Origin of the sequence: Nocardia colli, from assembly GCF_008704205.1 — a bacterium.
GTDB lineage: Bacteria > Actinomycetota > Actinomycetes > Mycobacteriales > Mycobacteriaceae > Nocardia > Nocardia colli.
The window spans coordinates 935,297-958,269 of sequence record NZ_VXLC01000003.1 but is presented as its reverse complement, the minus strand read 5'-3'; the positions used below and the strand labels follow the sequence as shown (position 1 = coordinate 958,269).

Below are 22,973 nucleotides of genomic sequence, written 5' to 3'. Positions count from 1 at the left end.
GTTGAACGCCGTGACTACCGCGCGGACGATCGGTGGGCCATTGGTTGTCGGCGTGGTTGGGGCCGGGCTGGGTGTGCTCATGCAACCAGTTGAGGTTGCCTGTGCGGGGAATCAGGGGTGGAGCGGTGCCGTCGGAGGCTGCCGAACTCGGACGACACCGCTCATCCACCGATGTGGTTCCTAGTAGCCAGGCTCGGAGGAACCACGTGCACGGCCGGGACTGCGCGACCCCGATGAGGGGGAGGGGGCGGGCAGTGGACCGGCCGTGTTCTCGACGGTAATCCGGCCGGGCCTGCACGCCTGGCGATGTCAGCGAATCTTCAGCCATCCTTCAGTGGGTTGCACGCGGTCCGAGGGGAAATGCCGGGACCACCCACCGATGCGTCCGTCGTTCGATTCATGACCGATGGGCGAGGGCGTGATTGTTATAGCCCGTCACCGGCTCGCACAGGGCGTCGGCCGCGGCCTTGTGCAGGCAGGATTTGATGTGGCCGAGCACCGGCCCGCTGGTGTGCGCCAGCGCTTGGGCGTACCGGATCGCGGCGGGCAGCACCTCGTGCTCGTCGGCGATCTCGTCCACCAGGCTGGCGGCGAGCGCGTCGGGTCCGCCGTAGCGTTGTCCGGAGACCAGCGCGTGGTGCGCGACCTGCGCGGGCAGCCGTGACTGCACCAATTCCACCGAGGCGGGGGCGTAATTCGCGCCGAGAGTGACGCCCGGAAAACAGACGTAGCCGCGGTCGGCGCGCATGATCCGGTAGTCGTGGGCTACCGCCATGAACGCGCCCGCACCATAGACGTGGCCGTTCAGCGCGGCCACGGTCGGCATGGGGAGGGTGAGAATCCGGGCCAGGAGTCGTTGCACCTCGGTGAGATACTCGTCGATACGGTCGGAATGGTCTGCCGCCCAGGCGATGTCGGCGCCGGTCGAGTAGAACTTGCCGGCGCCGGCGGTAACGAGTGCCGCCGGCCCGCGGGCTGCGGCGGCTTCGTCGAGGATCGCGTTCATCGCAGCGATCCACTCGGGATGAAATCGGTTCTCCGTGTCGGGTTCGTCCCTGGTGCCCAGATGCGCGATGAACACCGGTCCTTCTCGTCGCAGATACGGCATTTCGGCAAGATATCGCCTCGTCTGGGGTCTGCCTGCCCAGACACACCGTGCATCGCGTGCGGCGCCTCGAATCGTCACTGCTCTTGTCGCGGCAGTTCCGGCCCGGCCGCGTCGGAGTCCCCGGCGCGGGCGGCGGTGACCGGTTCGGGGGCGAGGAGTTCGTCGACGCGGCAGTCGAGGACGGCGCAGAAGATGTCCAGCTCATCGAGTTTGAGGCTGTTGGGGGTCCCTGACCACAGGTTCGACATTTTGCCGGTACTGACGGACATGCCCCGTTCGGTCAATAGTCGGTGCAGGTCGATGGCTCGCCAGATGCCGCGTTGGGCCGCGACGAGGCGCAGGTTCCATTTCATGGGCAGGTCCTTCTTGTGTGCGTTCGAGGCCCGCAGGTGGGGGTGTGGCGTGGCCCGGCCGGAACCGTCGCTGGTCCCGGCCGGGCTGTTCTCTTGTGTATTCCGCTGTCTCCGTGGTGGTTTACCGGTTCAGGGTGAGGCCGAACTGTCCGGCCAGGTCCTGGAGTTGCGGTGCGGCGGTGGCTGCCACGTCGAACACCGCATCGACCACCGGGGCCGGGGCGCTGTCGATCACGTCCATCGCCGTGTTGACGACCGCGGGTGCCACGTTGTCGATGACCTCGGCGATCCCGCTGACGCCGCCGGGGGCGTCGTTGACGATCGGCGCGGCATCGGCGACCTCGCGCACGGCGTCGTGGGTGACGGCCGTGACGGGTGCGGCAACCTGCGACCTGCGATTCGGGCTGTTCCGGTAGGCGAACGCCTCGAGGTCGTCGTAATTCTGTTGCGCCAGTAGGCGACTGGCTTCCGAATGGGCGGTCTCGCCGCCGATGATCCCACCGGCGACACCGCCGATGATCGCACCGCCGACGGCGCCGATCGCGGCACCGGTCGCGGTCGCGACCGTGCCGACGCCGACACCGACGCCCGCACCGATCAGACCGCCCGCGACTGCCCCGATGGGCGGGCCGAGCACGGCGCCGATGATGCCGACGATGGTGGCGCCGATGATCCAGCCGATCGGGCAGAAGATCAGTGCGGCAATGCATCCGGCGACGCCGCCGGCGATCGCGCCGACGATCGGGCCGACCACGAGCCCGGTCAGTGCGCCGAGGCCGATGCCCGCGCCGGTGCCGATCAGGGTGGCCGCGGTGCCGATGCCGACGCCGGTCGCCGCGCCGGCGGCCGCGCCGATCGCGGCACCCGAGGCGGCGCCGATCGCGGCGCCGTCGATCGCCCCGTCGCGGGTCGCGACGTCGACCATCTCCCGGCGGCGCTGGTGTACCAGGTCCGCGTCCTCGGGATTGATGGCCGGATTGGACGGATCGTCGGTGCGCCAGCCGGGATGGGGATTCTGGCCGGGGCCGATGCTGCGTCCGCCGTTGAGGTTGTCCCAGGGTGCGAGCCCACCCGAGGGCCCGGGAGGTGCCGGGGGAGTGTCCGCATAGAACGACACCGCCGCCGGGGTGGTAGCGACCACCGATTCGGCACCGCTGGCATCACGCGTCAGCAGGTAGAGCACCTGCTGGGTCGTGGACGCGTTGCGCCGGCCGGTTTCGTTCAGCGGTGCGGCGCTGGTAGCGGCGGTCGCGGTGACGGTGAAAACAGTCGAGGCAGCAAGGACGGCCAAGGTGCCCGCGCGGATGCGTCGGCTACGCCGACGGGTCCGCGATCGAGCGAGGGTGGATATGGTCATTCGTAGGCCCTTTCCAGATGAGGAGCAACCGCTGGAATTGATGTGTCTCCCGGTTGCATACAACGGGTGATCCGCCATCAGAATTGCCCAGTCGGCAATTGCTTGGCTATCTCCGCAAACTGCGGTGACCTGGGCCGTAACATGGACGAAACGCAACGTGCATGTCCTACATACGCGCCCCACAATCGGGTGCGCGAGACCAAGAATTTCGTGTGATCCACGCCATTGGGCAAAAGTGAAACATAAGTGTTTCGATAACTCGGCCGAGAATTCCTGCCTCGCAAATCTCCAGTAAAGGCACAGTTTCGCTTACTGTGTCCGTTTTGTCTGAAGTCTCGTTTGTGTTCACCTCACCGCAGACCACCAGCGTGATCCGCGATTCGAAACACGACAGTTCACGCCGGGAAATCCTGAAACCACGCGCGAAAATCAGCGGAAACCAGCCACGACCGGAAACAGCGCCACTGAACTGCCAGGACTCGTCGGTCAGGCCCGTCGGCGAGATGCAATCGAGCGGCTCGCCCAGGGGTGAGTAGGACGTGGCCGACCGGAATCAGGCGTGCACCGAAGCCGAGACCGCCTTGCCTGAGGGTTTGCTCGAGCCGTTGGTGTGCGTGTGGGTTGGGGTGAGAGTGTCTGCGCTGTCGGCGTGGCGCTGTGCCCTCGCCGGCGTTGCCGAGGCGCCGCTCAGTCGACGGGAATGATGGGCGTGCGATTGCTGGAAAGCGGCGGTGGAATCAACGCTCCGGCGCGGACACCGGGGCCGACCGGCGGTATCGCGCTGCAGGGTAGATGCGGTTGCGCGGCCCGCCACTGTGCGCATGGAATGCTGGGGGCGGGGGTCGCGGCTGCGGGCGTCGACAGTTGTGCGCCGAATGTCGTGGTAGCTACTGTAATCGCGAAAAGCATTGCGCGCCATAGCTGTTTCGTCTTACCAGGAATTGTCATCGGTATGTTTCCTACGAGTACGTAGACGAAAGGTCGGATGGGGTCGCGGAATTGATCGCCGTCCGGCTCGCCGAGCCCGCCGCCGGATCAGGACGGCGGGCACAGGGCTACGCGCTCGGTGGTGGCATCACCGGCGGTGGTGCCACCGCGGGTGGTGGCGCCATTGCAGGCGGCGGCTTGACGGCCAGTGGTGGCGCCACGGCCGGCGGACGTGGTGAGGCGGGCGGCAGTGGAGCGGGCTTCGGGGCATTGTGCGACGGCGGCGCCGCGGGTGGTGGCACCGCGGGCGGCGCGATGGGTGGCGGTGTCGGGGGTTTCGGAGCGTTGGGTGGTGACACTGTTTTCGGCGCAGTAGGACGTCCGGCTTCCGGTGCATCGGTGCCTTGGCCCGACCGCGGCGGGATCGAGACTGTGGGACCGGGTGCGTCCGGGCGGTCCGGATTCGTGCTGCGCGGCGGCGCAACCGATGGGCTGCTCGGTGGCGTCGGCCTCGGCAGTGGAGGTAGCGTCCAAATGCGGTTGCGCGGTTGCGGTGCCGGGTCCTCATCGCAGCGGATAAGCGGATGCGCGCTCGGCCACCGCGCGCACAGGCCGTCGGGCGGCGCCGGGTCGTCGGTCGGCTGCGCGATCGCAACACCTGATGCGAACAATGCGCTACCCGCAATTGCGGAAAGGGCAGTCGCGACGGCGCGTGACCAGTATCTTCGTGGTTGGGCGAATTGGCTTGCGGCAGCAATCATTTCCTGATCTCCTTCGTTACGTAATCGCCATGGTCTGCGCTGGATAGTTCAATCACGGGCCAGTGGGATGCTCATCTGATTGCGAAAGATGTTGTCGGGGTCGTACTTCGCCTTGATCTGCTGCAAGCGTGGGAAATAGCGCCCGTAGTAGCTGTCGTAGAGATCGCCGTAGTCGGCTTCGCGCAGGTCGTCGTCGCCGATGTAACCGCCGATGCTGTAGGGCCGCAGTAGTTCGTAGGCTTGGCGCTGCCATCCGTTGGTGATCTGGTCACCCATCCGGATCATCTCGTCGAGATCGTCGGTGGCGCCATGCGCTACGTCGGAGCCGAAGCCTGCCATCCAGGCGCAACCGCGCGCCTTGATGGCCGTGCTGCCCGCAGGTTGTTCGGTATCCGGATTCAGCCGAACCAGCTGATAGCGTGCGCCTCTCGGCTGCCGACGTGCCAATTCACCTAGCTCGCGGATGCAGTCGAGGCTCAACCCCGCAGGCAGGAAAAGTGCCCGAATCTTGTTGTAGTGCAGGTATTCATCGGCATCGCGCTGTACGGCACTCGCGTCGTCGAGCCAATGCGTCTGGGTCTGCTCGACGCTTTGCCGTTCGAGCACCTCGAGGTAGCTCATAGGCACGATGTCCGATTCCGTCGGCCTGGGCAACCTTGTCCGCATCTCATCGATGAGAGCGGTGCGTTCCTCGGGAGTCTCGGTCCACAGCGCGCCGGACAGCTCGATGATCCCGCGCCAGACCACGAGGATCGGACTGAACTCGACCGGGGAGTCCATGCAATAGTCGTGCACCGCGCGATAGGTCTGTTCGAAGTCGATATCGGCGATCCGGTAGCGCAGGGAGAAGTGGGCAGGCGCTTGCGGTGCCTTGTTCATCCGGAAGCCGACCTTGGTGATCACCCCGAACGAGCCGGTGCCGGATCCACGCAATGCCCAGAATAGGTCCGCGTGATTGTCGTTGTCGGCCTTCAGAATTCGTCCGTCCGCGGTGACGACCTCCATCCACAGCGCGCGGTCGGTGAGGTTGCCGTACTTGCGGGCGGCGCGCCCATAGCCACCGCAGGTCACCTGGCCGCCGACGCCAACGGACAGGCCGTCGCCGGCGGGTACCATCCAGCCGCCGTTGCGCCATGTTTCGTAATAGAGCTTGCCCAGCAGCACGCCCGGCTCAGCGATGGCTGTGCCTTGCACAGGATCGACGACAACGTCGTTCATCTCGACCAGATCGATGACGAGTGGCCGGTCTTCGGGTCCGCCGAAGCTGTTGCCCTCGATGGAGTGGCCGCCGGATCGGATGGTGAGCTGGTCGACGCCCGCCTCCTCGGCGCAGGTGACGATGGTGCTGACCTCAGCTGCGGTCCGTGGCGCCACCAGGCCGAGCGGCCGGAATCTGTGGCGGACGTTCCACGTCGCTCGCATGCGGTCGTAGCCCGGGTCGCCGTCGAATGCCATCCGCAGCAAGGGGAGTCGGTCGCGTAGTAGCGAGGCGATATCGGCCATGGGAGAGCTCCTTCGATCGACGTCTGTTGCCGGTCCCGAAGCTACCCGCCAAATCCTGACGATTCAATGAAGATTCATATAAATTGAAGATTTCTTCAGGTAGGCTCACGGCATGGGCACTAGCGCTGAGCAACCGGATGTCGGGCCGATGAGCAGGTGGGATGAGGATGAGCTTGCGCCGTGGATGGCATTGCTGGTCACCGGCCAGCTGCTGACGGCGCGGCTCGGTACGGAGCTGCGCCGTGGTCATGGGCTGTCGCTGGAGGACTACGGAGTGTTGATCGCGCTGGAGGCGGCGCCCGATTGCCGGGTGCGGATGGGCGAGTTGGCCGAGGCGGCACTGGTCTCGCAGAGCAGGCTCTCGCATCAGGTCACCCGGATGGAGTCGCGCGGCCTGGTCACCCGGGAGCCGAGCCGCTACGACCGCCGAGGCGCCGATGTGGTGCTCACCGAGGCCGGTAAACAATCGCTGATGCGCGCGGCACCCGATCACATAGATGCTGTTCGCCGAGAGTTTCTTGCGCACCTTTCGGAACGAGATCGCCAGCGGCTCACCACTATTCTGCGTCCGGTGCTGGCGTCGTTGCTGTCGTCGCCGGCGCTGGCCAGGTTGCTGCCGCCGCCGAATCGGAAGTAGCCGGCGGCCAAGGCGCCGATCGTGGCGTAGCTGAAGTAATTTCAAGTGGAATGCGCAAATGTCATGTGCGTGAGGTGATTTCGAGCACAGAATTTCGTGCCGGACACATGTGGTCGAGGTGCATGTTTTCCCCGGTAGTGCGGGGACTCGCGGTCGGAATTATCGCTGAGCGGTCCCGCCGAACTGGACATCCTTGGTGCGCGCGACTGCTCGCTTGTCTCGCACAATTCGAGGAGGCTCACGACGAATCTTCACTTTGCCGAAATTCGCTGACGGACGTTGTATCCGAACGCCTGCACACGGACCGACACAGAACGATGGAGTTCATCATGGCTGGATTTTCGAGACGTACTTTCTTTGCCGGAGCGGCGGGCGTCGCCGGCGTCGGCGCCTTGACGCTCGCGGGTTGCTCGTCGGCTTCGGCACCGTCGGGTGCGACGAGTGGAGCGCGATGGGTGTTTCACGGAGGCCCTATTCTGACGATGCAGACGGGCACACCCCCACCTGCCGCGGTGGTGGTCGGGTCGGACGGCAAGATCGAATCCGTCCGGTCGACGTTCGACCCGAAAACCGACTCGGTGCCGGGCGCGGAAACAGTCGATCTGCGTGGCCGCACCCTCATGCCGAGCCTCAACGACGGACACACGCACTCGCTGATGGCGGGGCTGCTGGCCGCGAACAAGGTGAGTGACGAGACGCCCGACATCCTGCGCCGGGACCTACAGAAAGCGCTCGATGCCGCCCCGGGGGCCACGGACGGGGAATGGGTGATCGGTAGCAGCGGCACGCTGGCCGGGCGGCAGTGGACATTCCGAGACCTGGACGCGTTGTCGACCAAGCGGCCGATCGCCGTGCAGAGCGCCGATGGCCACAGCATGATCGTCAACACGGCTGGTCTGCGGGCCGCCGGGATCACCCGCGATACCCCTGACCCCTCGAACGGGAGCATCGCACGCGACGCCGCCGGCGAGCCGACGGGGATCGTGCGCGATGGTATGGCGGCGAAAGTTCTCGGCATCGCGTCTGCGTCGCTGCCCGATGACCAGGTGGGGGCGTTGGCGAAAGCGACTGTCGCGCGGCTCAATCGGATGGGCATCACGACGTGTCTGGACATTCCGATGGCTTGGGAATCGGCGCGGGTCTGGTCGCAGCTCGAGCAGGCGGGGGAGTTGAATGTCCGGGCTCGGGTGGCGCTGATTCTGCGCGCGGAGGACTGGACCGAGCAGACGTTGAGCGACATCACGAAGGTTCAGGCCCGCAATTCTCGCGGTTTGGTCAAGGTCGACACGATCAAGCTGTTCATGGACGGCGTGCCGGAGAATCAGACGGCGGCGATGCTTCAGCCGTATTCGGATGGCAGCAACCGTGCACCGTTCTTCGAACTCGATCGCCTGCGCTCCATGCTGACCGCATTGGACGGCGCGGGATGGAACGTCCATATCCACGCGTGCGGCGATGGCGCGGTGCGGCGTGGGCTGGACGGGTTCGACGCGCTGAAGGGTAAGCGCAATCCGGCAACCCGGCAGGCGCTGGCTCATCTTTATCAAGTCGATGCCGCGGACCTGGCGCGCTTTGCCGCACTTGATGTTTCGGCGTGTATGTCCCCGCAGTGGGTGTCGGACAACTCGATGAAGGCCTTGCGCCCGACCCTCGGCGATGCCCGCTACGACCGGCTGTTCCCGATCGGCTCGCTGAACGCCGCGGGCGCCCGGATCACCATGGGGAGTGACTTCCCGGTGGAGTTCAAGCTCGAGCCGTGGGAGGCGATGATGATGGCGGTCACTCGGAAGGGGCCGTCCGACACGGTGCCACTGGGACTCGCGGAGAAGGTGGACCTGCCGATGATGCTGCGGGCGCACACCGCTGGTTCGGCTTACCAATTGGGTGTCGATAAAGTGTGCGGCACCATCGCCGAGGGGAAATCCGCGGATCTCATTGTGCTCGACCGCGATATCGTGCGAACGCCGATCGAACAGGTCATCGACACCAAGGTCGACCTGACCCTACTCGCCGGGCGCGGGGTCTATCGTCGCTGAGCCGAGAGGTGCGGAAATGATCGCTCACCTCGAGATCGGCGAACTCGCCTCCACGCTGCTGCGCCTATTCAATTCTATGGCGTTTGCTTGCGGTAGTGGAATTGGAGACATCTCTTAACTGAAGTTCGATTGAAGATCTGGCGGAATCTGCCAATCAGGTTCGCTTGCAGTGGAATTGCCGAAAAAGGTCGAGATGTGGTTTGCAGAAAGGGAATCGGCTCATGGATCCTCGGGTTCCGTCCCGGCGTCAGGCGTTCGGTCTGGCCGCGACCATGGTGGTCGGTGCGACGGCACTGACCGCGTGTTCGAAGGCCGAACCGGCGCAGCAACAGCAGCCTGCGAATCAGCGCGGTGAGTTCGGCAACCAGGGCCGCGCCGCCCAGCCGGGGCCACCGCCGGGCTCGCTGGATGGCAACGAGGTGCGGTCGGTGCTGGCGGGTTGTTCGATGCCCGCGGAGTGGGCACCGCACGAGCGCACGATCATGGGCTGGCCGTCCGCCGAGGGTGGATGGGGCCCGGCGCAGTCGGGTGCGGACGGAGTGGTCGTAGTACGGAAGGAGATCGCCGAGTTGGCGCGCACCATCGCCCGGTTCGAACCGGTCGTGTTGTGCGCGATGCCCGACCAGGTCGCCGACGCGCAGCGGATGTGCGGCACCAGCGTCGAGGTCGTGCCGATCCCGGTGGATGATCTGTGGGCCAGAGACACCAGCCCCAACTTCGTCACCGGGCCGCAAGGTGTGACCGGTATCGACTTCAACTTCAACGCCTGGGGCAACAGGCGAGATGTCGTCCACGACAACAGGCTCAGCCGACGGATCCTGGAGCGATTCGGCGTGCGCAGGGTGCAGGCGCCGATCATCGCGGAGGGCGGCGCTTTGGAGGTCGACGGCGACGGCACGCTGATCGCCACCGAAAGCTCGATCGTCAACGACAACCGCAACTTCGGCCGGTCCCGCGATCAACTCGAAGGCCTGCTGCGTGAGCTGCTCGGCGTCCGGAAGGTCATCTGGCTCGCGGGTTTGCGTGGCAAGGACAGTACCGACGGGCATATCGACTTGATCAGTCGCTTCATCGAGCCCGGCGTGGTCGTCGTGAGCCATTCGCCCGACGGCGCGCCCAGCGACCTGTGGACCCCGGTCTGGGAGGAATCACGACGCGTGCTGGCCTCGGCAAGTGACGCGGCCGGACGCAAGTTGCGCGTGATCGACCTCTATCAAGCCGACGCCCGCAAACTGGGCGACCACGGCCCGGATCTACGCACCAGTTATGTGAACTACTACGTGTGCAACGGCGCGGTCATCGTTCCAGCCTTCGGTGACGAACCCGCCGACGAACGAGCCCTCGCCACGCTGCGCGACCTGCACCCCGGTCGCGAAGCCGTCGCGGTGAACATCCGCAACTTCGCCGAGGGCGGCGGCGGAATCCACTGTGCCACTATGCAACAACCCAAGCTCTGAGCGCAGTTCTCGATGACTTGCGGAGGTGTCGTGCCGGAGTTGTTGTTCGTCGGTGGTCCGGTCTACCTCGGTGGCGGCGTGATCACGTCGGATCCGGTCGCGGTATGCGACGGCCGGATCCGGCTGGGCGCGGAAACCCGGGCCGACGAGGTGATCGATCTGCGCGGACGGATGTTGTTGCCAGGCTTCCAGGATGCGCATATCCACGCCGTGTTCGGCGGGATCGAACTCGGGCAGTGCTACCTGGGGCGGGCACGCACGGTCGAGGCATGCCTCGAGTCGTTGGCCGAGTATGCCGCCGCGAATCCGTACCGGACATGGATCGTCGGAAGCGGTTGGTGCGCTACGGCACTGCGCGACAACACGGAGGTGGGCGAACTGCTGGACTCGGTTGTTCCGGATCGGCCGGTGTACCTGTTGAGTAAGGATCGCGAGCAGGCCTGGGCGAACGGTATGGCGCTGGAACTGGCGAAGATCGACCGGTGGCTGCCCGATCCGGCCGGTGGGCGGATCGACCGCCGACCCGACGGCGCCCCGACCGGCGTCCTGGAGGACAGCGCCGTAGACCTGGTGGCGCGCCTGGTGCCGGAGTTGTCGGAGGCCGAGCAATTGGCCGGGCTGCTGCGCGCCCAGCGCATGTTGCACGAACTCGGCATCACCGGCTGGCAGGACGCGTTGCTGGGATCGAGTGGTGGGCAGTCCGATCCGGGCGAGATATACCTGCTGGCCGCCGCGGCGGGGACATTGACCGCACGGGTGAACGGCGCGCTGTGCTGGGACCCGGACCGAGGGAGCGAGCAGCTCGGTGAGCTGATCGCTCGTCGAGAACGGTTGCAGCGCGGCCGGTTACAGGCCCGGGCGGTGAAAATATCGCCGTGCGCCGCCGCGAGTCGAAGTGCGGCGCCGTCCGCAGCTGTCTGGAGGCGTGGCGTGCTCGGCGCGGACACCGTCGGGCTGTCGCAGATCGTCACGATGCTGGACGCGCATGACTTCCAGGTGCATTTCCACGAGCACGATGATCGTGCCGTGCGCGAATGTCTCGACGCTGTCGAGGCGGCGTGGAAGATAAACGGAGACAGAGGAAATCGGCACCATCTGGCGCGCCTGGGGGTGGTTCATCCCGACGATGCCGAGCGATTCGCCGCGATGGGTGCGGTGGCGAGCATGCAACTGTCACGGGTCGGCTACGACCCGCACGTGGACGAGGCGACCATGCCGCTGCTCGGGACGCAGCACGCCGCCTCGCCGTATCCGTTCGCCGAATTGCGCGACAGCGGTGCATTATTGGCCGCGAGCAGCGATTGGCCGGTGCGTAGCGCCGATCCGCTGCACGGCATCCATGTTGCGGTGAACCGTGTCGCACAGCGCGGCGTCGGCCGAACGCTGCTGGAGCAATACCGGATCAGCCTCGCCGACGCCATCGACGCTTACACTGCCGGATCGTCCTATGTGAACCACGCCGACTGTACCGGACGCATCGCCAACGGCTGCTACGCGGACCTTGTTGTGCTGGACCGCAATCCATTCGACTATCCGGACGTTGAGATCGCCGACGCCCAGGTGGAGATGACGCTGGTGGAAGGCGAGATCGTGTACGCGGCCGAGGGCCGCTGACGTAGCGCGTTTCAGTGGATGCGACGACGAATGCGACCGGCGTTCCGTTCATGGCCGATGGGCGAGTGCGTAATTGTTGTAGCCCGTTACCGTCAGAGAGATTCTTCACAGCCGTAGCTTTCCTCAGTATCTGTTAATATTCGACTCAGCAAACTTGCCGCAATGATTTGCCGGGTTTGCCGTCGGCTCAGATGCTCGGATCAGATGACTGCGCGGTCATCCCCGGCGGCCGACAGACGAATAGGGGAGTTCTCCTATGTCTGTTCAGCAAAACTTCGATGTGATCGTGGTGGGTGGCGGCTCGGCGGGCGCGGTGCTCGCGACCCGCCTGAGCGAACGTAGGGATCAGTCCGTGCTGTTGCTCGAGGCCGGTCCCGCCTATCCGCCGCAGGATTATCCGCTGCAGGTGGCGTTGGCGGCCAATGTCGGCGCGTTCACCGGTCATGACTGGGGATATCGATCGGAGCCGGGATTCGTCACCCACCCGATCGAGGCGTGGCGCGGCAAGCTTCTCGGCGGTTGCTCGGCCGTGAACGGTTCGGTGGTGGCGCGCGCCAGGCCCGCCGATTTCGAGCGCTGGACCGCAGCGGAGGTGAAGGGCTGGTCCTTCGACGAGGTGCTGCCCGCGTTCCGGGCGCTCGAATCGACCACCGCGGGTGACGACGCGTGGCACGGCCGCACCGGACCGTTCCCGGTGCGTCAGCTCGCCCTCGACGAGGTGAGCGACATGCAGCGCGCGTTCGTCGAATCCGCACTGGCCGTGGGACTTCCGGCGGTCGAGGACTTCAACGGGCCGGATGCGCACGGGGTGGGCCCGTATGCGATGAATGTGATCGACGGGGTGCGGGTCAACACCGGCATGGCATATCTGACCGAGGCGGTCCGGGCTCGGTCGAACCTGACCATCCGGGACCGGACTCTGGTGGATCGGGTCCTCTTCGACGGTGCCCGGGCCGTCGGTGTGCGACTGGCCGACGGGACCGTCCTTGCCGCCGGCGAGGTGATTCTCAGCGCGGGCGCCTACGGTAGTCCGGCCATCCTGCTGCGTTCCGGTATCGGTCCTGGGCACGCGCTCTACCGGCTGAACATTCCCGTGATCGCGGACCTGCCGGTCGGCGAAACTTTGTACGACCATCCGTTCTACTACAACGCCTACGCCGCGGTGCCGACACGTATCGGTGTTCCCTATCCGGTGATCGGTGCGAAGGTCTGGACCGCGAGTCCAGGCGCGGCTCCGGGTGAGCTCGACATCCACATCACCGCAACGCATTTGGTGGATCAGCAGTCGAGCCCAACCGGCTCGGCGTTCGTCCTCGCGGTGGCGCTGACGCGTCCCGAATCGTGCGGTTCGCTGACCCTGACGAGCCGTGACCCCGCGGTGGCACCGCGGATCGACCTCAACTTCCTCGCGGAGCCGGCCGATCGTCATCGCCTGCGTTACGGCATAGATCTGGCCAGACGGATCGCGGCGGAAGCACCCCTGGCCGACCTGATCGATCACGAGATCGCGCCGGGACCGCACGCCACCGATGCCGAGATCGAAGCCTCGATGGCGGCGACGCTGGACACCTACCACCATCCGACCTCTACGGTGCCGATGGGCGCTCCGGGGGACCCGCTGGCCGTGGTGGACCACCTCGGCAACGTCCGCGACCTCGACGGCCTGCGCGTGGTGGACGCGTCGATCTTCCCCGACATTCCCTCTGCGGCCACCAACGCCACGGTCATCATGGCCGCCGAACACATCGCCGCCCAGCTCTGACACCTGCCCGGAAGACGGAGAAAAACCATGTCCGACAACATGATTCGCCATGCCCAGAACTTCATCGACGGAGACCTGGTCGAGGGTCCCACCCGCACCGCGTCCCACTCGCCGGTCACCGGCGAGGTGCTCGGGTACTTCGCCGACGCCGATGAATCGGTGGCCGAGTTCGCCATCGACGCCGCGCGCCGCGCCTTCGCCGAATCCGACTGGACGCGTGATCGTGAATTGCGTGCTCGCGCCCTGTTCCAGCTCGCGGATGAAATGACTGCTCGCCGAACGGAATTGATCGATCTGCTGGCCGTGGAGAACGGAAAGATACTGGCGGAGGCAGCTTTCGAGATCGATCTGGCCATCCCCAAGCTGCGCTATTACGGGGCGCTTGCTCTGGTCGACAGCGGACGGGCGGCGGAGGTGAAACCCGGTCTGTATTCGATGACGCTCACCGAACCCGCCGGGGTCGCCGGGGTGATCGCACCGTGGAATTCGCCGATCGTGCTGTCGGTCCGGTCGTTCGCGCCCGCACTGGCGGCAGGTTGCCCCGTGGTCATGAAGTTGCCGGGTCAGACCGGTCTGGTGAACGGGCTGCTGCACGAAATATTCGCGGCGGCAACGGAACTGCCTGCGGGAGTGCTGAACAGCTGCACCGAATCCGGCAATACCGCAGCGCCGTTGCTGGTCTCGTCACCGCACGTCGAGGTGATCAGCTACACCGGCAGCACCAAGGTCGGCCGGATGATAATGGGCCAGGCCGCCGCCCAGCTCAAGACGCTCTCGCTCGAACTCGGTGGCAAGAGCCCGATGATCGTCTTCGACGACGCCGACCTCGACGCCGCGGTCCCGGTGCTCACCAAGGCGATCACCACCTTTACCGGTCAATTCTGTATGACCGGCAGCCGAATCCTGTGCAGTCACTTGATCGCCGACGAGCTGCGCGAGCGGATGGCCAAGTCGCTTGCCGCCGTCCGGGTCGGTCCGGGTACCGATCCGGACAGCGAGATGGGGCCGATGATCGATCGCGCGAACGCCGAGCGTGTCGACCGGATGGTCGCCGCCGCAGCCGAATACGCGACCATCGTCGAACGCGGCGGGCTGGTCGATACCGGGCCCGGCGCGGTGAGCGCCTACTACCGGCCGAGTCTGATCGAGGTATACGACATCACCGCGCCGATCGTCCAGCAGGAGGTCTTCGGCCCGGTCGCCACGTTCGAGATATTCGACGACGAGGCCGAGGCGATAGCGATGGCCAACGCGACCGAATACGGTCTCGCGGCGAGCATCTGGACCACCGACGTGGACCGCCCGCTGCGCGTGGCCCGGGAGTTGCAGGCCGGAACGGTGTGGACCAACACCTGGGCCATCGTGCACGACCAGTTCGAGGAGGGCGGCTTCAAGCAGAGCGGGGTGGGCAGGCTCAACGGATTACGCGCCCTCGAGGAGTTCCAGGAGATCAAACATCTCGTCCACGGCGCACCCCGCGTCCGGTGAGCGGACCGTATCTATCCGCGAAAGCTGTTGATTCGCAAAGGAGAACGGTATGCAGAGGGCACGCGCAAGGCGGGTGTTGATCGTCGATGACGCGGAGGCCATCCGCACGGCGGTGGCGGCCGCGCTGGACGCCGCCGGATACGTGGTTGCGGTCCGGGACAGCGGCGCCGAGCTGGAGGCCCAGCTCGACGAGTTCCACCCCGACGTGGTGGTGCTCGACGTGCTGCTGCCCGGCCGCGACGGATTCGAATTACTCCAGACGGTCCGTGCCGCCGGAAACGTCGGCGTGGTGATGCTGACCGCACGCGAGGACATCACCGACCGGGTACACGGTCTGTCCGCGGGCGCGGACGACTACGTGACCAAGCCGTTCCTGCTGGCCGAGTTGGTGGCGAGGATCGGTGCGTTGCTGCGCCGGCTGGGACAGGTCGGTTCGATCATGGAGGTCGGTGATCTGGCGATCGACATCGGCACCCGGGGCGCCGCTCGCGACGGCGTGCCGCTCGACCTGACCAGGACCGAATTCGAGGTCCTGGTGTATCTGGTCACCCATCGCGGTCGAGTGCTGTCCAAGACCCAGATCCTGACCGGTGTCTGGGGCTACCACGAATACGACGACAACCTGGTCGAGGTGTTCGTGAGCTCGCTGCGTCGCAAACTGGAAGCCAAGGGCCCCAGGATAATTCACACCGTTCGCGGTCACGGGTATGTGTTGCGAGCGGATGCTGCGTGACCCGCCGCCGCGGGCTCGGCACCGTGTCGTTGCGCCATCGAGTGACCTTCATGGTGGTCGCGGTGCTGGCGGTGGTGCTCGTCGCGCTGTGCGCGGTGCTGGTCAAGCTCATCAGTGCCGGGTACAACGACGGCATCGACGCGATGCTGTCCGACCGGGTCGAGGTGGCCGAGGAGCTGGCCAGGGCCGGCCGCGCACCGGCGGAGCTGGTCGGCCGGATCGACGGTCCGCGCATTCAGGTCGATCTCCGGCTCGCCGACGGACGCATCCTGCGTAGCAGTCAAATACACACCAGGACAGCCGAGTTCGTGAAACTCCGGGAAGTCCGGCTGGACGGCGCCGGGCCGCTGGCCGACGCGCGACTCGAGCTCCGATTCGACGCCACGTTGCTGGAGGAGGGTCGAATGCGGTTGCAACAGGCCATGGCCGCCGCGATCGGTTGCGGGGTGCTGATGACGTTGGTCGCGTTACCGCCCGCCATCCGGCGCGCACTGGCGCCGCTCGACTCGATGACTGCCCTCGCCACCGGTATCGCGCGCGGCCGCCGCGGCGAGCGGTTGTTCCCGATCCGCCGCGATACCGAGTTGGGCCGTACCGCAGCGGCTTTCGACGAGATGCTGGATGCGCTGGAGGGTGCCGAAGCGCGGGCGTGTGCCTCGGAGCGGCGCACCCGCGATTTCGTCGCCGACGCGGCGCACGAGCTGCGGACGCCGGTGGCGGGCATCGGGGCCATCGCGGAGGCGATCCTGCACGGCAGCGACGCCGCGCCGGAGGAGCGGTCCCGGCTGGAGTTGCTGTTGATTCGGGAGACGCGCCGCGCTGCCAGGCTGGTCGATGATCTCCTCGACCTGGCTCGCATCGACGCGGGCTTGACGCTGTATGAGGCCGAAACCGATATTTTCGGTCTGGCGCAGGATCAACTGGACCGGATCGGGTTGATCCGGCCCGACCTGGTGTTGTCGATCAGCGGTACCCGCGCCAAGATCAGCGCCGATCCGCAGCGCATCAGTCAGGTGCTGGCGAATCTACTGGACAACGCTGGCAAGGTAACCCCACCCGGCGGCCGCATCGCGGTGACCGTCGATATCGGCGACCGGCTTGTCGAAGTGACCGTCGCCGATTCCGGTCCCGGTATCGCGGTCGGCGACCGGGAGCGGATCTTCGATCGACTGGTCCGGCTCGATACCGCCAGGGACTATCGAATCGACGGCACCGGACTGGGGTTGTCCATTGCCCGCGGTATCGCCCGGGCGCACGGTGGGGACCTGCTGTGCGGTGCCTCCACGGCCGGCGTGGGGGCCGCCTTCATCCTGCGGTTGCCGCTGACAGTGTCACTGTGTGAAGTCAAATGAGACTTCGGACAATTCGACTGAATCGGTCGTGCTCAGCGTGGTTTGGGCGGGGTTTATCCAACCTGGTTCGCGAAGAAATGGGGGCGATACTATCCGGGATCCGCTCGAGTGATGTGGTCGAGACCACAGATGTTTCCGTCTCGCGGCGCGGTGCCGCAGTAACCCCGCCCTGCGAGCGCCATGATGCGCGTTACCCCGTGTTACGCAGGACTTCTGCCGTCTTGGGCGGGTAGCCGAACACATCCCGATGTCCGATGCTTGAGGAAGTTCAATTGCTCGGCAACCGAAAATACCGCCCTTGCAACAGTTGTGGACTCGGCCGACCGATTCGGCCGGTCCTGCGCGCACAACTGACGTAAGGCTCCGAGGTCTGGCCGGTGGCAACGGCGCCACCGGCCAGACCGCTGTCTGTACCCGGTCCGGAACTAGCTGATCGGCTCCAGCTCGTCGCCAAGCCGCCCGGCCACCAGGCGCAAACGGTGCACCAAAGGTTCGGGACGGTCGAGTCGCTTGGTCGACGTCGCGAGCGACAGGCCGGCCAGCAGCGCGCCGTCGGACCGGCGCACCGGAACCGCGAGACATCCGGCGCGCGGCTGTATTTCGTCGATATGCACGGCGTAGCCGCGGTTGCTCGTCGCCGGGTCGCGACGCAAGTCCGCGAGCAGTAGTCGGCCCGCCGCGGAGGCCTGTGGATCGGCCAGCCGTGCGGGCGAGGCGACCGGGACGTCCGGGTCGGCGTCCAGGACGAGGACGGATGCTCCGGCCTCGTCGGAGCATTGATAGCCCATCAGATGGACCCCGCCGCGCAAGTTGCGTCGCAGTTCCGCGACCGTCGCGCTGACCGCCTCAGGCAGTGGGGTGCGCACGGTGACGATCGCGGGCTCGGGCGCCTGGGCCAGTTCGGCCACCTTGACCCCGAGCGCGAAGCCGGACAGGTCCGGCAGACGAACCAGATACTCTTGCTGCACAAGCAGATTCACCGTCTTGTAGGTGGTCGCGCGCGGCAGCTCGAGCAAGCTGCTGATCTGCTGCGCGGTGATGCCGGGGCCCTGTGCGGCAACGGCTTCCAGTACCGCGAACGCGTTGAGTACCGCCGAGGATTGTCGGCCGCCGAAGCCGGATCCGGACAGGTTCCGATCCATCACGAATCCCCTTGCCGGTCAGCGGGTTCGAGTTCGAGTATCTCGGCGCGGGTCGGATAGTCGTGGGTTCCGATGCGGTCGGCTCGTCTGCTCAGCGCCCGCAGTGCGACGGCGGCCACGAGCGCGATGCCGACCAGCAACATGGCGATGTATCGGTCATTGTCGTTGCCATGGGCGGTGACGAACATGATGAGGCAGGTGGCGAGTCCCGCGGCCGCGGTCGACGCGAGCAGTGTTTGCCGCGGCGTGGATTCGCCGATCTTGCGCAGAAATGCCGGAGCGGCAAGGCAAACCAGCAGGTAGGCGATGAGGAGCCCGGACACCGAGGCGATCGCGACGGTGGCGAGGACATCCGCGGTCGAGTCCGCGGTCGCGAGCAGAACGATCGGGAGCACCGCGACGATCGGCATCACCAGGTACACCGGAGTGCGCGGGACCCGTGACACGCGGTCGATGCGACCCAGCCAGGCCGGCGCGACGGCGTCGATGCTCATCGACAACAGCACTCGGATCAACGCGGTCACGGAGGCGAGCGCGCAGGCGAAGAACGACACCACGACGGCCGCGTCGAGCAGTTGTGCCAGGCCGTCCACCTCATAACTGTCCGATAGGCCGGAAAGCAGTGGGCTGGCGCGATTTTCGGCCTGCGGCGCGAGCGCAGGATGGGTCGCGGTCGCGACGAGCATGAGGGCGCCGGTCGCCAGCAACGAGGAGGTCAGCGCGCGCGGGATGGTGGCGAAGGGCTGCTTGGCCTCGACCGACAGTGCGGCGCCGCTCTCGAACCCGATGAGCGCCATCAGTGCGAGGCCACTGCCGAGGATGAGCTGGTGCGCCGATACGTCGGGCAGCGCCAGCGCTTGCCAGTCGATGTTGTGCACCCCGCGCCTGCCGAGTAGCACCCCACCCAGTACCAGAACCGTTGTTACCGCCGCGATTTCGGCTACCAGCGCGATCCGGGCGGACACCGCGATGCGATGAGTCAGAAGGACGGTGCACAATATCGCGGCGACCGCGATACAGCAGGCCCAGATCACCGGCCCGGGTATGGTCGCCGGGACGACGGACTGGGCCAGCTCGCCCGCATGTAATCCGATGTTGGCGAAGGCGTACACGGCGACGAATCCATAGCCGAGGATGAGCCCGGCTCCGCTCAGATACGCGGCCGTCGGTCCGAGTCCCTTCGCTGTGAAGGTGTACAGCGATCCGACGCTCGCCACCCGAACGGTGAACTGATTGATGGTCGTGGCCACCAGCAGCGCCACTACCAGTGCGATCGCCATGGCCCACAGCGCGGCGGCACCGGTAATGGCTATCACCAAGGCCGGAATGGTGATGGCGGCGCCGCTCGGCGCGATCACGCCCACCGACTGCGCGAGCACGTCGCAGGAGCCGAGGCTGCGGCGGTTCAGTCCGGACATCGGTGATGTTTCCGGCAGAACCAGGCGACGGTGGTTGTCGCGTTCGGCAACCGGCCGGTTATCGAATTTCACGGATGGAACCCCTTCCGCTCACTCAGCTGCCCGTTCGAGGGGATGCCGGTCGTTACCGCTGGGGTGGCGTAGTCGCAACGCGCGTCTGTTGAATGGTACGCATCCGTAGGAATCTGCTCGGAGTTTGTGGTGAGCACCACAGATCCGGTAGCGCCCCGTCACGGCAGTTGGCTAGGTGGTGGCCGTGATGCAGTGGACTGCGATAACGAACCGGTATCCAGCTCTTGATTCCCAATAAAACGCGCCTGTAGCATTCTTCTGGTTAATGCTACTTGCGGTTACGTATATGGTTATCCGCTGGGCCTTCGGTCGGGGACAGGAGGTGGTCGATCGTGACGCTGCGTGGATCCGCGGCTCGCGGCGGTGGCGGCCGGCGCAATTCGGCCCCGGTGGTCAACGCGCTGAAAGTGCTCGAGGCGGTGGCCGCACGGGGACCGGGCGTGACCGTGCGGGAACTCGGTGACGCCCTGGGCATGTCGGCGGCGACCACCTACGACACCGTGAACACGCTCGTGCAGCAGGGATATCTGACCCGGCTGCCGGACCTCTCCGGATTCGCGCTCGGCGCCAAGGCGGCCGGACTTCGCGGCGGTATCGAGCGGCCGGTCGTCACCGTTGCCACGCCGTTGCCGGCCCGGGTGTCCGCACTGCTCGGCGAGCTTCGGCGCACCGAGCGCGGCGGCATCCATCTGATGGGCTACCAGCGCGGCGACGCAGCGGTGCCCGCGGTACTCGTGCTCGACGCCGACCCGGACGTTCCGCTCGTGACGGCCGATCTGTTGATCCGCGATCCGCACCATTCGGCACCCGGGCGACTGATCCTCGCCGAGCACCACCGCGACCCCGAAACCCGCAGCCGTGGCTTCGCGGTTCACCTCGATCCGGCCCAACCCTTGGCGGGCTGCCTCGCGGTGCCCGTACGCGGATCCGACGCCACCTTGCTGGCCGGACTCACTCTGTCCACCACGGCAGCCCGACTGGAGCGACCCGAAACCCTTGTGCGACAACTACGCCCGATCGGACACCGCCTCGGGCGCGAGCTGGACGCCGCCCGCACGGCCGCCGACGGCGCGAGTTATTCGTCCTAGAGTCGGCAATGTCGTGCTCACACCGCTTTCGATGGCGTAGACACTCGCGTTCGCGCCGACAACTTATGGCGCACCGATCCTGAAGGGTGTCCTGCAGAGTATGTGCGTGCAGTTCACTCGGGATGAATTCTTCACTTAATTCCTGAGCGCATTTCACCACTGGATTTCGTGACCCTTTTGAAACCGTGGTGCCACGCGGGTTTCGGTTAGTTTGGGGGCAGCGCGCAGCGATCGATGAGCTGGTCTCGAACCGAATATTCAGGAGGGATTTCATGCGAGCAATCGCGGGTGTTCTCGTCGCGGGTGTGATCGCGACTGTCCTGGTCGCCGCGCCCGCACAGGCGGGTAGCGATCATTGGGTACCGTTCCCGCCGCAGGCCCAGCCCATTCCCGACCGGGTCACCGTTACCCCGGCCACGGCTTCGGTGGGGCAGGAGGTGACGGTGCTGGCCACCTGTAAACAGACGCTCTACGCGCAACCGGCCGGCGAGGAATGGAAATCCGAAGTCAATTGGGCGGCAGCGGTGCCGCAGATGCTGATCGAAGACATGTTGCCGCGGGCTCCGTTCAGCACCACCAGCGTTGATCGATGGGTCGAGACGCCCGCGATCGGCAGTGGCCGAGTGGAATACACGAGCTACAGCGAGGGCGAAATAGATAATGCAACCTTCACACCGAACCGTTCCGGAGTGTTCCCGGTGACTTACTTCGAAAAGGTGACGACCACCCACCCCGACGGTAATCAGACCGCCGCGGTGACGTCTTGCCCTGGACCGGCGCTCACCGTTCGCTGACCGCGGGGCGAGTCCGGACGTCACCCGAGGAGACATTTGCACCGTCGGACAACGAGGGTTTCGCCGAACTCGCCGCGGAGGGGGAGCGCAATGCCATGTTCTTCCGGATCTCCGATGCCGCGGCCGGCGTGCTTGCGCTGTTCTGTGCTCTCGCTTGGTCGTTGGCGGTGCGCGCCCGTCCGCACCGCGGCAGCCGATGGCCGACGCTCGTCGGCAGCACAGCGCTGGCGGTATTCGCGTGGCGACGATCATGGACACGGTCTGGCCGTTGAGCTGCACTCCGACGCACGACCCGACATGTGCGGCCGCCGAGGCAGCGCGCACCGTGCCGCTGCATCACGCGCTGCACACCATGACCAGCTCGGTGGCTTCGATCGCGGCGGTGGTCTTGATCGGCGCATTGTATCTGCTCAGCCGGTATCGTCCTCGCCTGCACCGGTTCCGAACGCTCGGTGCCGTGCTGGTCGCCGCGGTGCTCGGCACCTCGATGTGGACCCTGGCCGCCATCGCATTCGGCGGTGACGACCTGTATCTCGGTGTGGCCCAACGCGCACAGGTCGGTGTGATCAGCTGCGCGCTGGTGCTGACCGGAGTAATGCTGTTGCGAGACAGCCGAAACCGATGACCGCGACCGTCGTCATCGTCGGTGGCCTCGGCAGCCTGCCCGGCTTGTGGACGCCGGTGACCGAGCTGCTCGATCCGGCGGTCACCGTCGTCCACTACCGGCGCCCGACGGTCGCCATCGACCTGCATCGCGAAGTAGCCGAACTGGCGCGGCTGATCGGCCGGCGTTCGGCGCGGGAAACCGTGGTGCTGGTCGCGCATTCGATGGGCGCGTTCGGCGCGGAGGCGCTGGCCCGGTGCTGTCCGGGCAGTGTCGACCGGCTCGTCCTGATCGATCCGAGCATTGCGGTCAGCCGCCGAAAGCCTTTGGGACCGTTGCATTCTGCGCGTGCCTCGATGGTCGATCGGGTCGCCGGACTGCTGTCGCGCAACCATCGTGGATCGCGACTCTTTCGTGTACTCCAACCGCTGCTGCTGCGTCGGCTGAGCGCCGGGCAAGTCGCCGAAATCGCCGAATCACTCAATGACAGTGACTATTTGGCGCGAAGCGTCACCGAATGGAACAGCTATTCCACCCTCGCCGCCGATCTCATCGGGCTGCGCCGCCGACACCCGCGGCTCTGCGCCCCGACCATGATCGTCACCGCGGCACGCCACCGCGGCGCTCGGTGGTGGGTCAACGGCCATCGGAAGCTGGCGATCGAGCTTGCCGCCGACCATCGGATCATCGATCGAGCAGGCCACCTGCTCATGGTCGAGAGGCCGGAGGTGGTCGCGGAGCTGATCACCGAGCAGTACCGATAGCGC

General features: G+C 66.1%; 19 protein-coding genes. 12 read left to right on the top strand and 7 right to left on the bottom strand.

Features of this window, described 5'->3' with window-relative positions; translation table 11 throughout:
- Positions 1–397 precede the first annotated feature (397 nt).
- From F3087_RS11175 to F3087_RS11155, 5 genes are all read right to left on the bottom strand, one after another.
- A complete protein-coding gene (locus F3087_RS11175; RefSeq protein ID WP_150401748.1) occupies positions 398–1,108 on the bottom strand; it encodes an enoyl-CoA hydratase/isomerase family protein in 711 nt (236 codons plus the stop codon).
- 74 nt (positions 1,109–1,182) lie between these two features.
- Entirely contained in the window at positions 1,183–1,461 is a 279-nt protein-coding gene (locus F3087_RS11170) for a helix-turn-helix domain-containing protein (RefSeq protein WP_150401747.1), read from the bottom strand.
- Positions 1,462–1,582: 121 nt separating this feature from the next.
- Positions 1,583–2,818, bottom strand: a complete 1,236-nt coding sequence (locus tag F3087_RS11165; RefSeq protein WP_150401746.1) for a hypothetical protein — start codon at positions 2,816–2,818, stop codon at positions 1,583–1,585.
- A gap of 1,035 nt (positions 2,819–3,853) precedes the next feature.
- Positions 3,854–4,279 carry a hypothetical protein gene (locus F3087_RS11160; RefSeq protein WP_150401745.1) on the bottom strand — a complete coding sequence of 142 codons (426 nt, stop codon included), beginning with the start codon at positions 4,277–4,279 and terminating at the stop codon, positions 3,854–3,856.
- Positions 4,280–4,554: 275 nt separating this feature from the next.
- On the bottom strand, positions 4,555–6,009 hold the full coding sequence (locus F3087_RS11155; RefSeq protein ID WP_150401744.1) for an FAD-binding oxidoreductase: 1,455 nt from the start codon (positions 6,007–6,009) through the stop codon (positions 4,555–4,557).
- A gap of 112 nt (positions 6,010–6,121) precedes the next feature.
- On the opposite strand from F3087_RS11155, the gene F3087_RS11150 reads away from it, so the two are divergent.
- The 8 genes from F3087_RS11150 (at position 6,122) to F3087_RS11115 (ending at position 17,088) form a co-directional block, all read left to right on the top strand.
- A complete protein-coding gene (locus F3087_RS11150; RefSeq protein ID WP_150401743.1) occupies positions 6,122–6,646 on the top strand; it encodes a MarR family winged helix-turn-helix transcriptional regulator in 525 nt (174 codons plus the stop codon).
- Between the two features lie 482 nt (positions 6,647–7,128).
- On the top strand, positions 7,129–8,682 hold the full coding sequence (locus F3087_RS11145) for an amidohydrolase (protein ID WP_191093901.1): 1,554 nt from the start codon (positions 7,129–7,131) through the stop codon (positions 8,680–8,682).
- Between the two features lie 221 nt (positions 8,683–8,903).
- Positions 8,904–10,139, top strand: coding sequence for an agmatine deiminase family protein (locus F3087_RS11140; RefSeq protein ID WP_223884990.1), 1,236 nt, complete (start codon positions 8,904–8,906; stop codon positions 10,137–10,139).
- Between the two features lie 30 nt (positions 10,140–10,169).
- Positions 10,170–11,753, top strand: a complete 1,584-nt coding sequence (locus F3087_RS11135; protein WP_223884989.1) for an amidohydrolase — start codon at positions 10,170–10,172, stop codon at positions 11,751–11,753.
- A gap of 256 nt (positions 11,754–12,009) precedes the next feature.
- Positions 12,010–13,515 (top strand): GMC family oxidoreductase, encoded by a 1,506-nt coding sequence (locus F3087_RS11130; RefSeq protein WP_150401740.1) that lies wholly within the window; start codon positions 12,010–12,012, stop codon positions 13,513–13,515.
- 27 nt (positions 13,516–13,542) lie between these two features.
- Positions 13,543–15,003: an aldehyde dehydrogenase family protein gene (locus tag F3087_RS11125; protein WP_223884988.1), complete on the top strand. Its 1,461-nt coding sequence runs from the start codon at positions 13,543–13,545 to the stop codon at positions 15,001–15,003.
- Between the two features lie 49 nt (positions 15,004–15,052).
- Positions 15,053–15,736 (top strand): response regulator transcription factor, encoded by a 684-nt coding sequence (locus F3087_RS11120; RefSeq protein WP_150401739.1) that lies wholly within the window; start codon positions 15,053–15,055, stop codon positions 15,734–15,736.
- The gene (locus F3087_RS11115; RefSeq protein ID WP_223884987.1) at positions 15,733–17,088 is read left to right on the top strand and encodes a sensor histidine kinase; all 1,356 of its coding nucleotides are present in this window, start codon (positions 15,733–15,735) and stop codon (positions 17,086–17,088) included. Before F3087_RS11120 ends, F3087_RS11115 begins: the two co-directional genes overlap by 4 nt.
- Before the next feature lie 425 nt (positions 17,089–17,513).
- On the opposite strand, the gene F3087_RS11110 is transcribed toward F3087_RS11115, so the two are convergent.
- Positions 17,514–18,230: a helix-turn-helix domain-containing protein gene (locus F3087_RS11110; protein WP_150401738.1), complete on the bottom strand. Its 717-nt coding sequence runs from the start codon at positions 18,228–18,230 to the stop codon at positions 17,514–17,516.
- Positions 18,230–19,720 carry an APC family permease gene (locus tag F3087_RS11105; RefSeq protein ID WP_150401737.1) on the bottom strand — a complete coding sequence of 497 codons (1,491 nt, stop codon included), beginning with the start codon at positions 19,718–19,720 and terminating at the stop codon, positions 18,230–18,232. The genes F3087_RS11110 and F3087_RS11105 overlap by 1 nt, the downstream gene beginning before the upstream one ends.
- Before the next feature lie 332 nt (positions 19,721–20,052).
- Here F3087_RS11105 and F3087_RS11100 point away from each other — a divergent pair, with 332 nt between their 5' ends.
- The 4 genes from F3087_RS11100 (at position 20,053) to F3087_RS11085 (ending at position 22,970) form a co-directional block, all read left to right on the top strand.
- Positions 20,053–20,808: a helix-turn-helix domain-containing protein gene (locus F3087_RS11100; RefSeq protein ID WP_191093900.1), complete on the top strand. Its 756-nt coding sequence runs from the start codon at positions 20,053–20,055 to the stop codon at positions 20,806–20,808.
- 272 nt (positions 20,809–21,080) lie between these two features.
- On the top strand, positions 21,081–21,602 hold the full coding sequence (locus tag F3087_RS11095) for a hypothetical protein (protein ID WP_150401735.1): 522 nt from the start codon (positions 21,081–21,083) through the stop codon (positions 21,600–21,602).
- A 238-nt stretch (positions 21,603–21,840) separates the two neighbouring features.
- The gene (locus F3087_RS11090; RefSeq protein WP_191093899.1) at positions 21,841–22,227 is read left to right on the top strand and encodes a DUF998 domain-containing protein; all 387 of its coding nucleotides are present in this window, start codon (positions 21,841–21,843) and stop codon (positions 22,225–22,227) included.
- Positions 22,224–22,970: an alpha/beta fold hydrolase gene (locus F3087_RS11085; protein WP_150401733.1), complete on the top strand. Its 747-nt coding sequence runs from the start codon at positions 22,224–22,226 to the stop codon at positions 22,968–22,970. Before F3087_RS11090 ends, F3087_RS11085 begins: the two co-directional genes overlap by 4 nt.
- Positions 22,971–22,973: the final 3 nt, after the last annotated feature.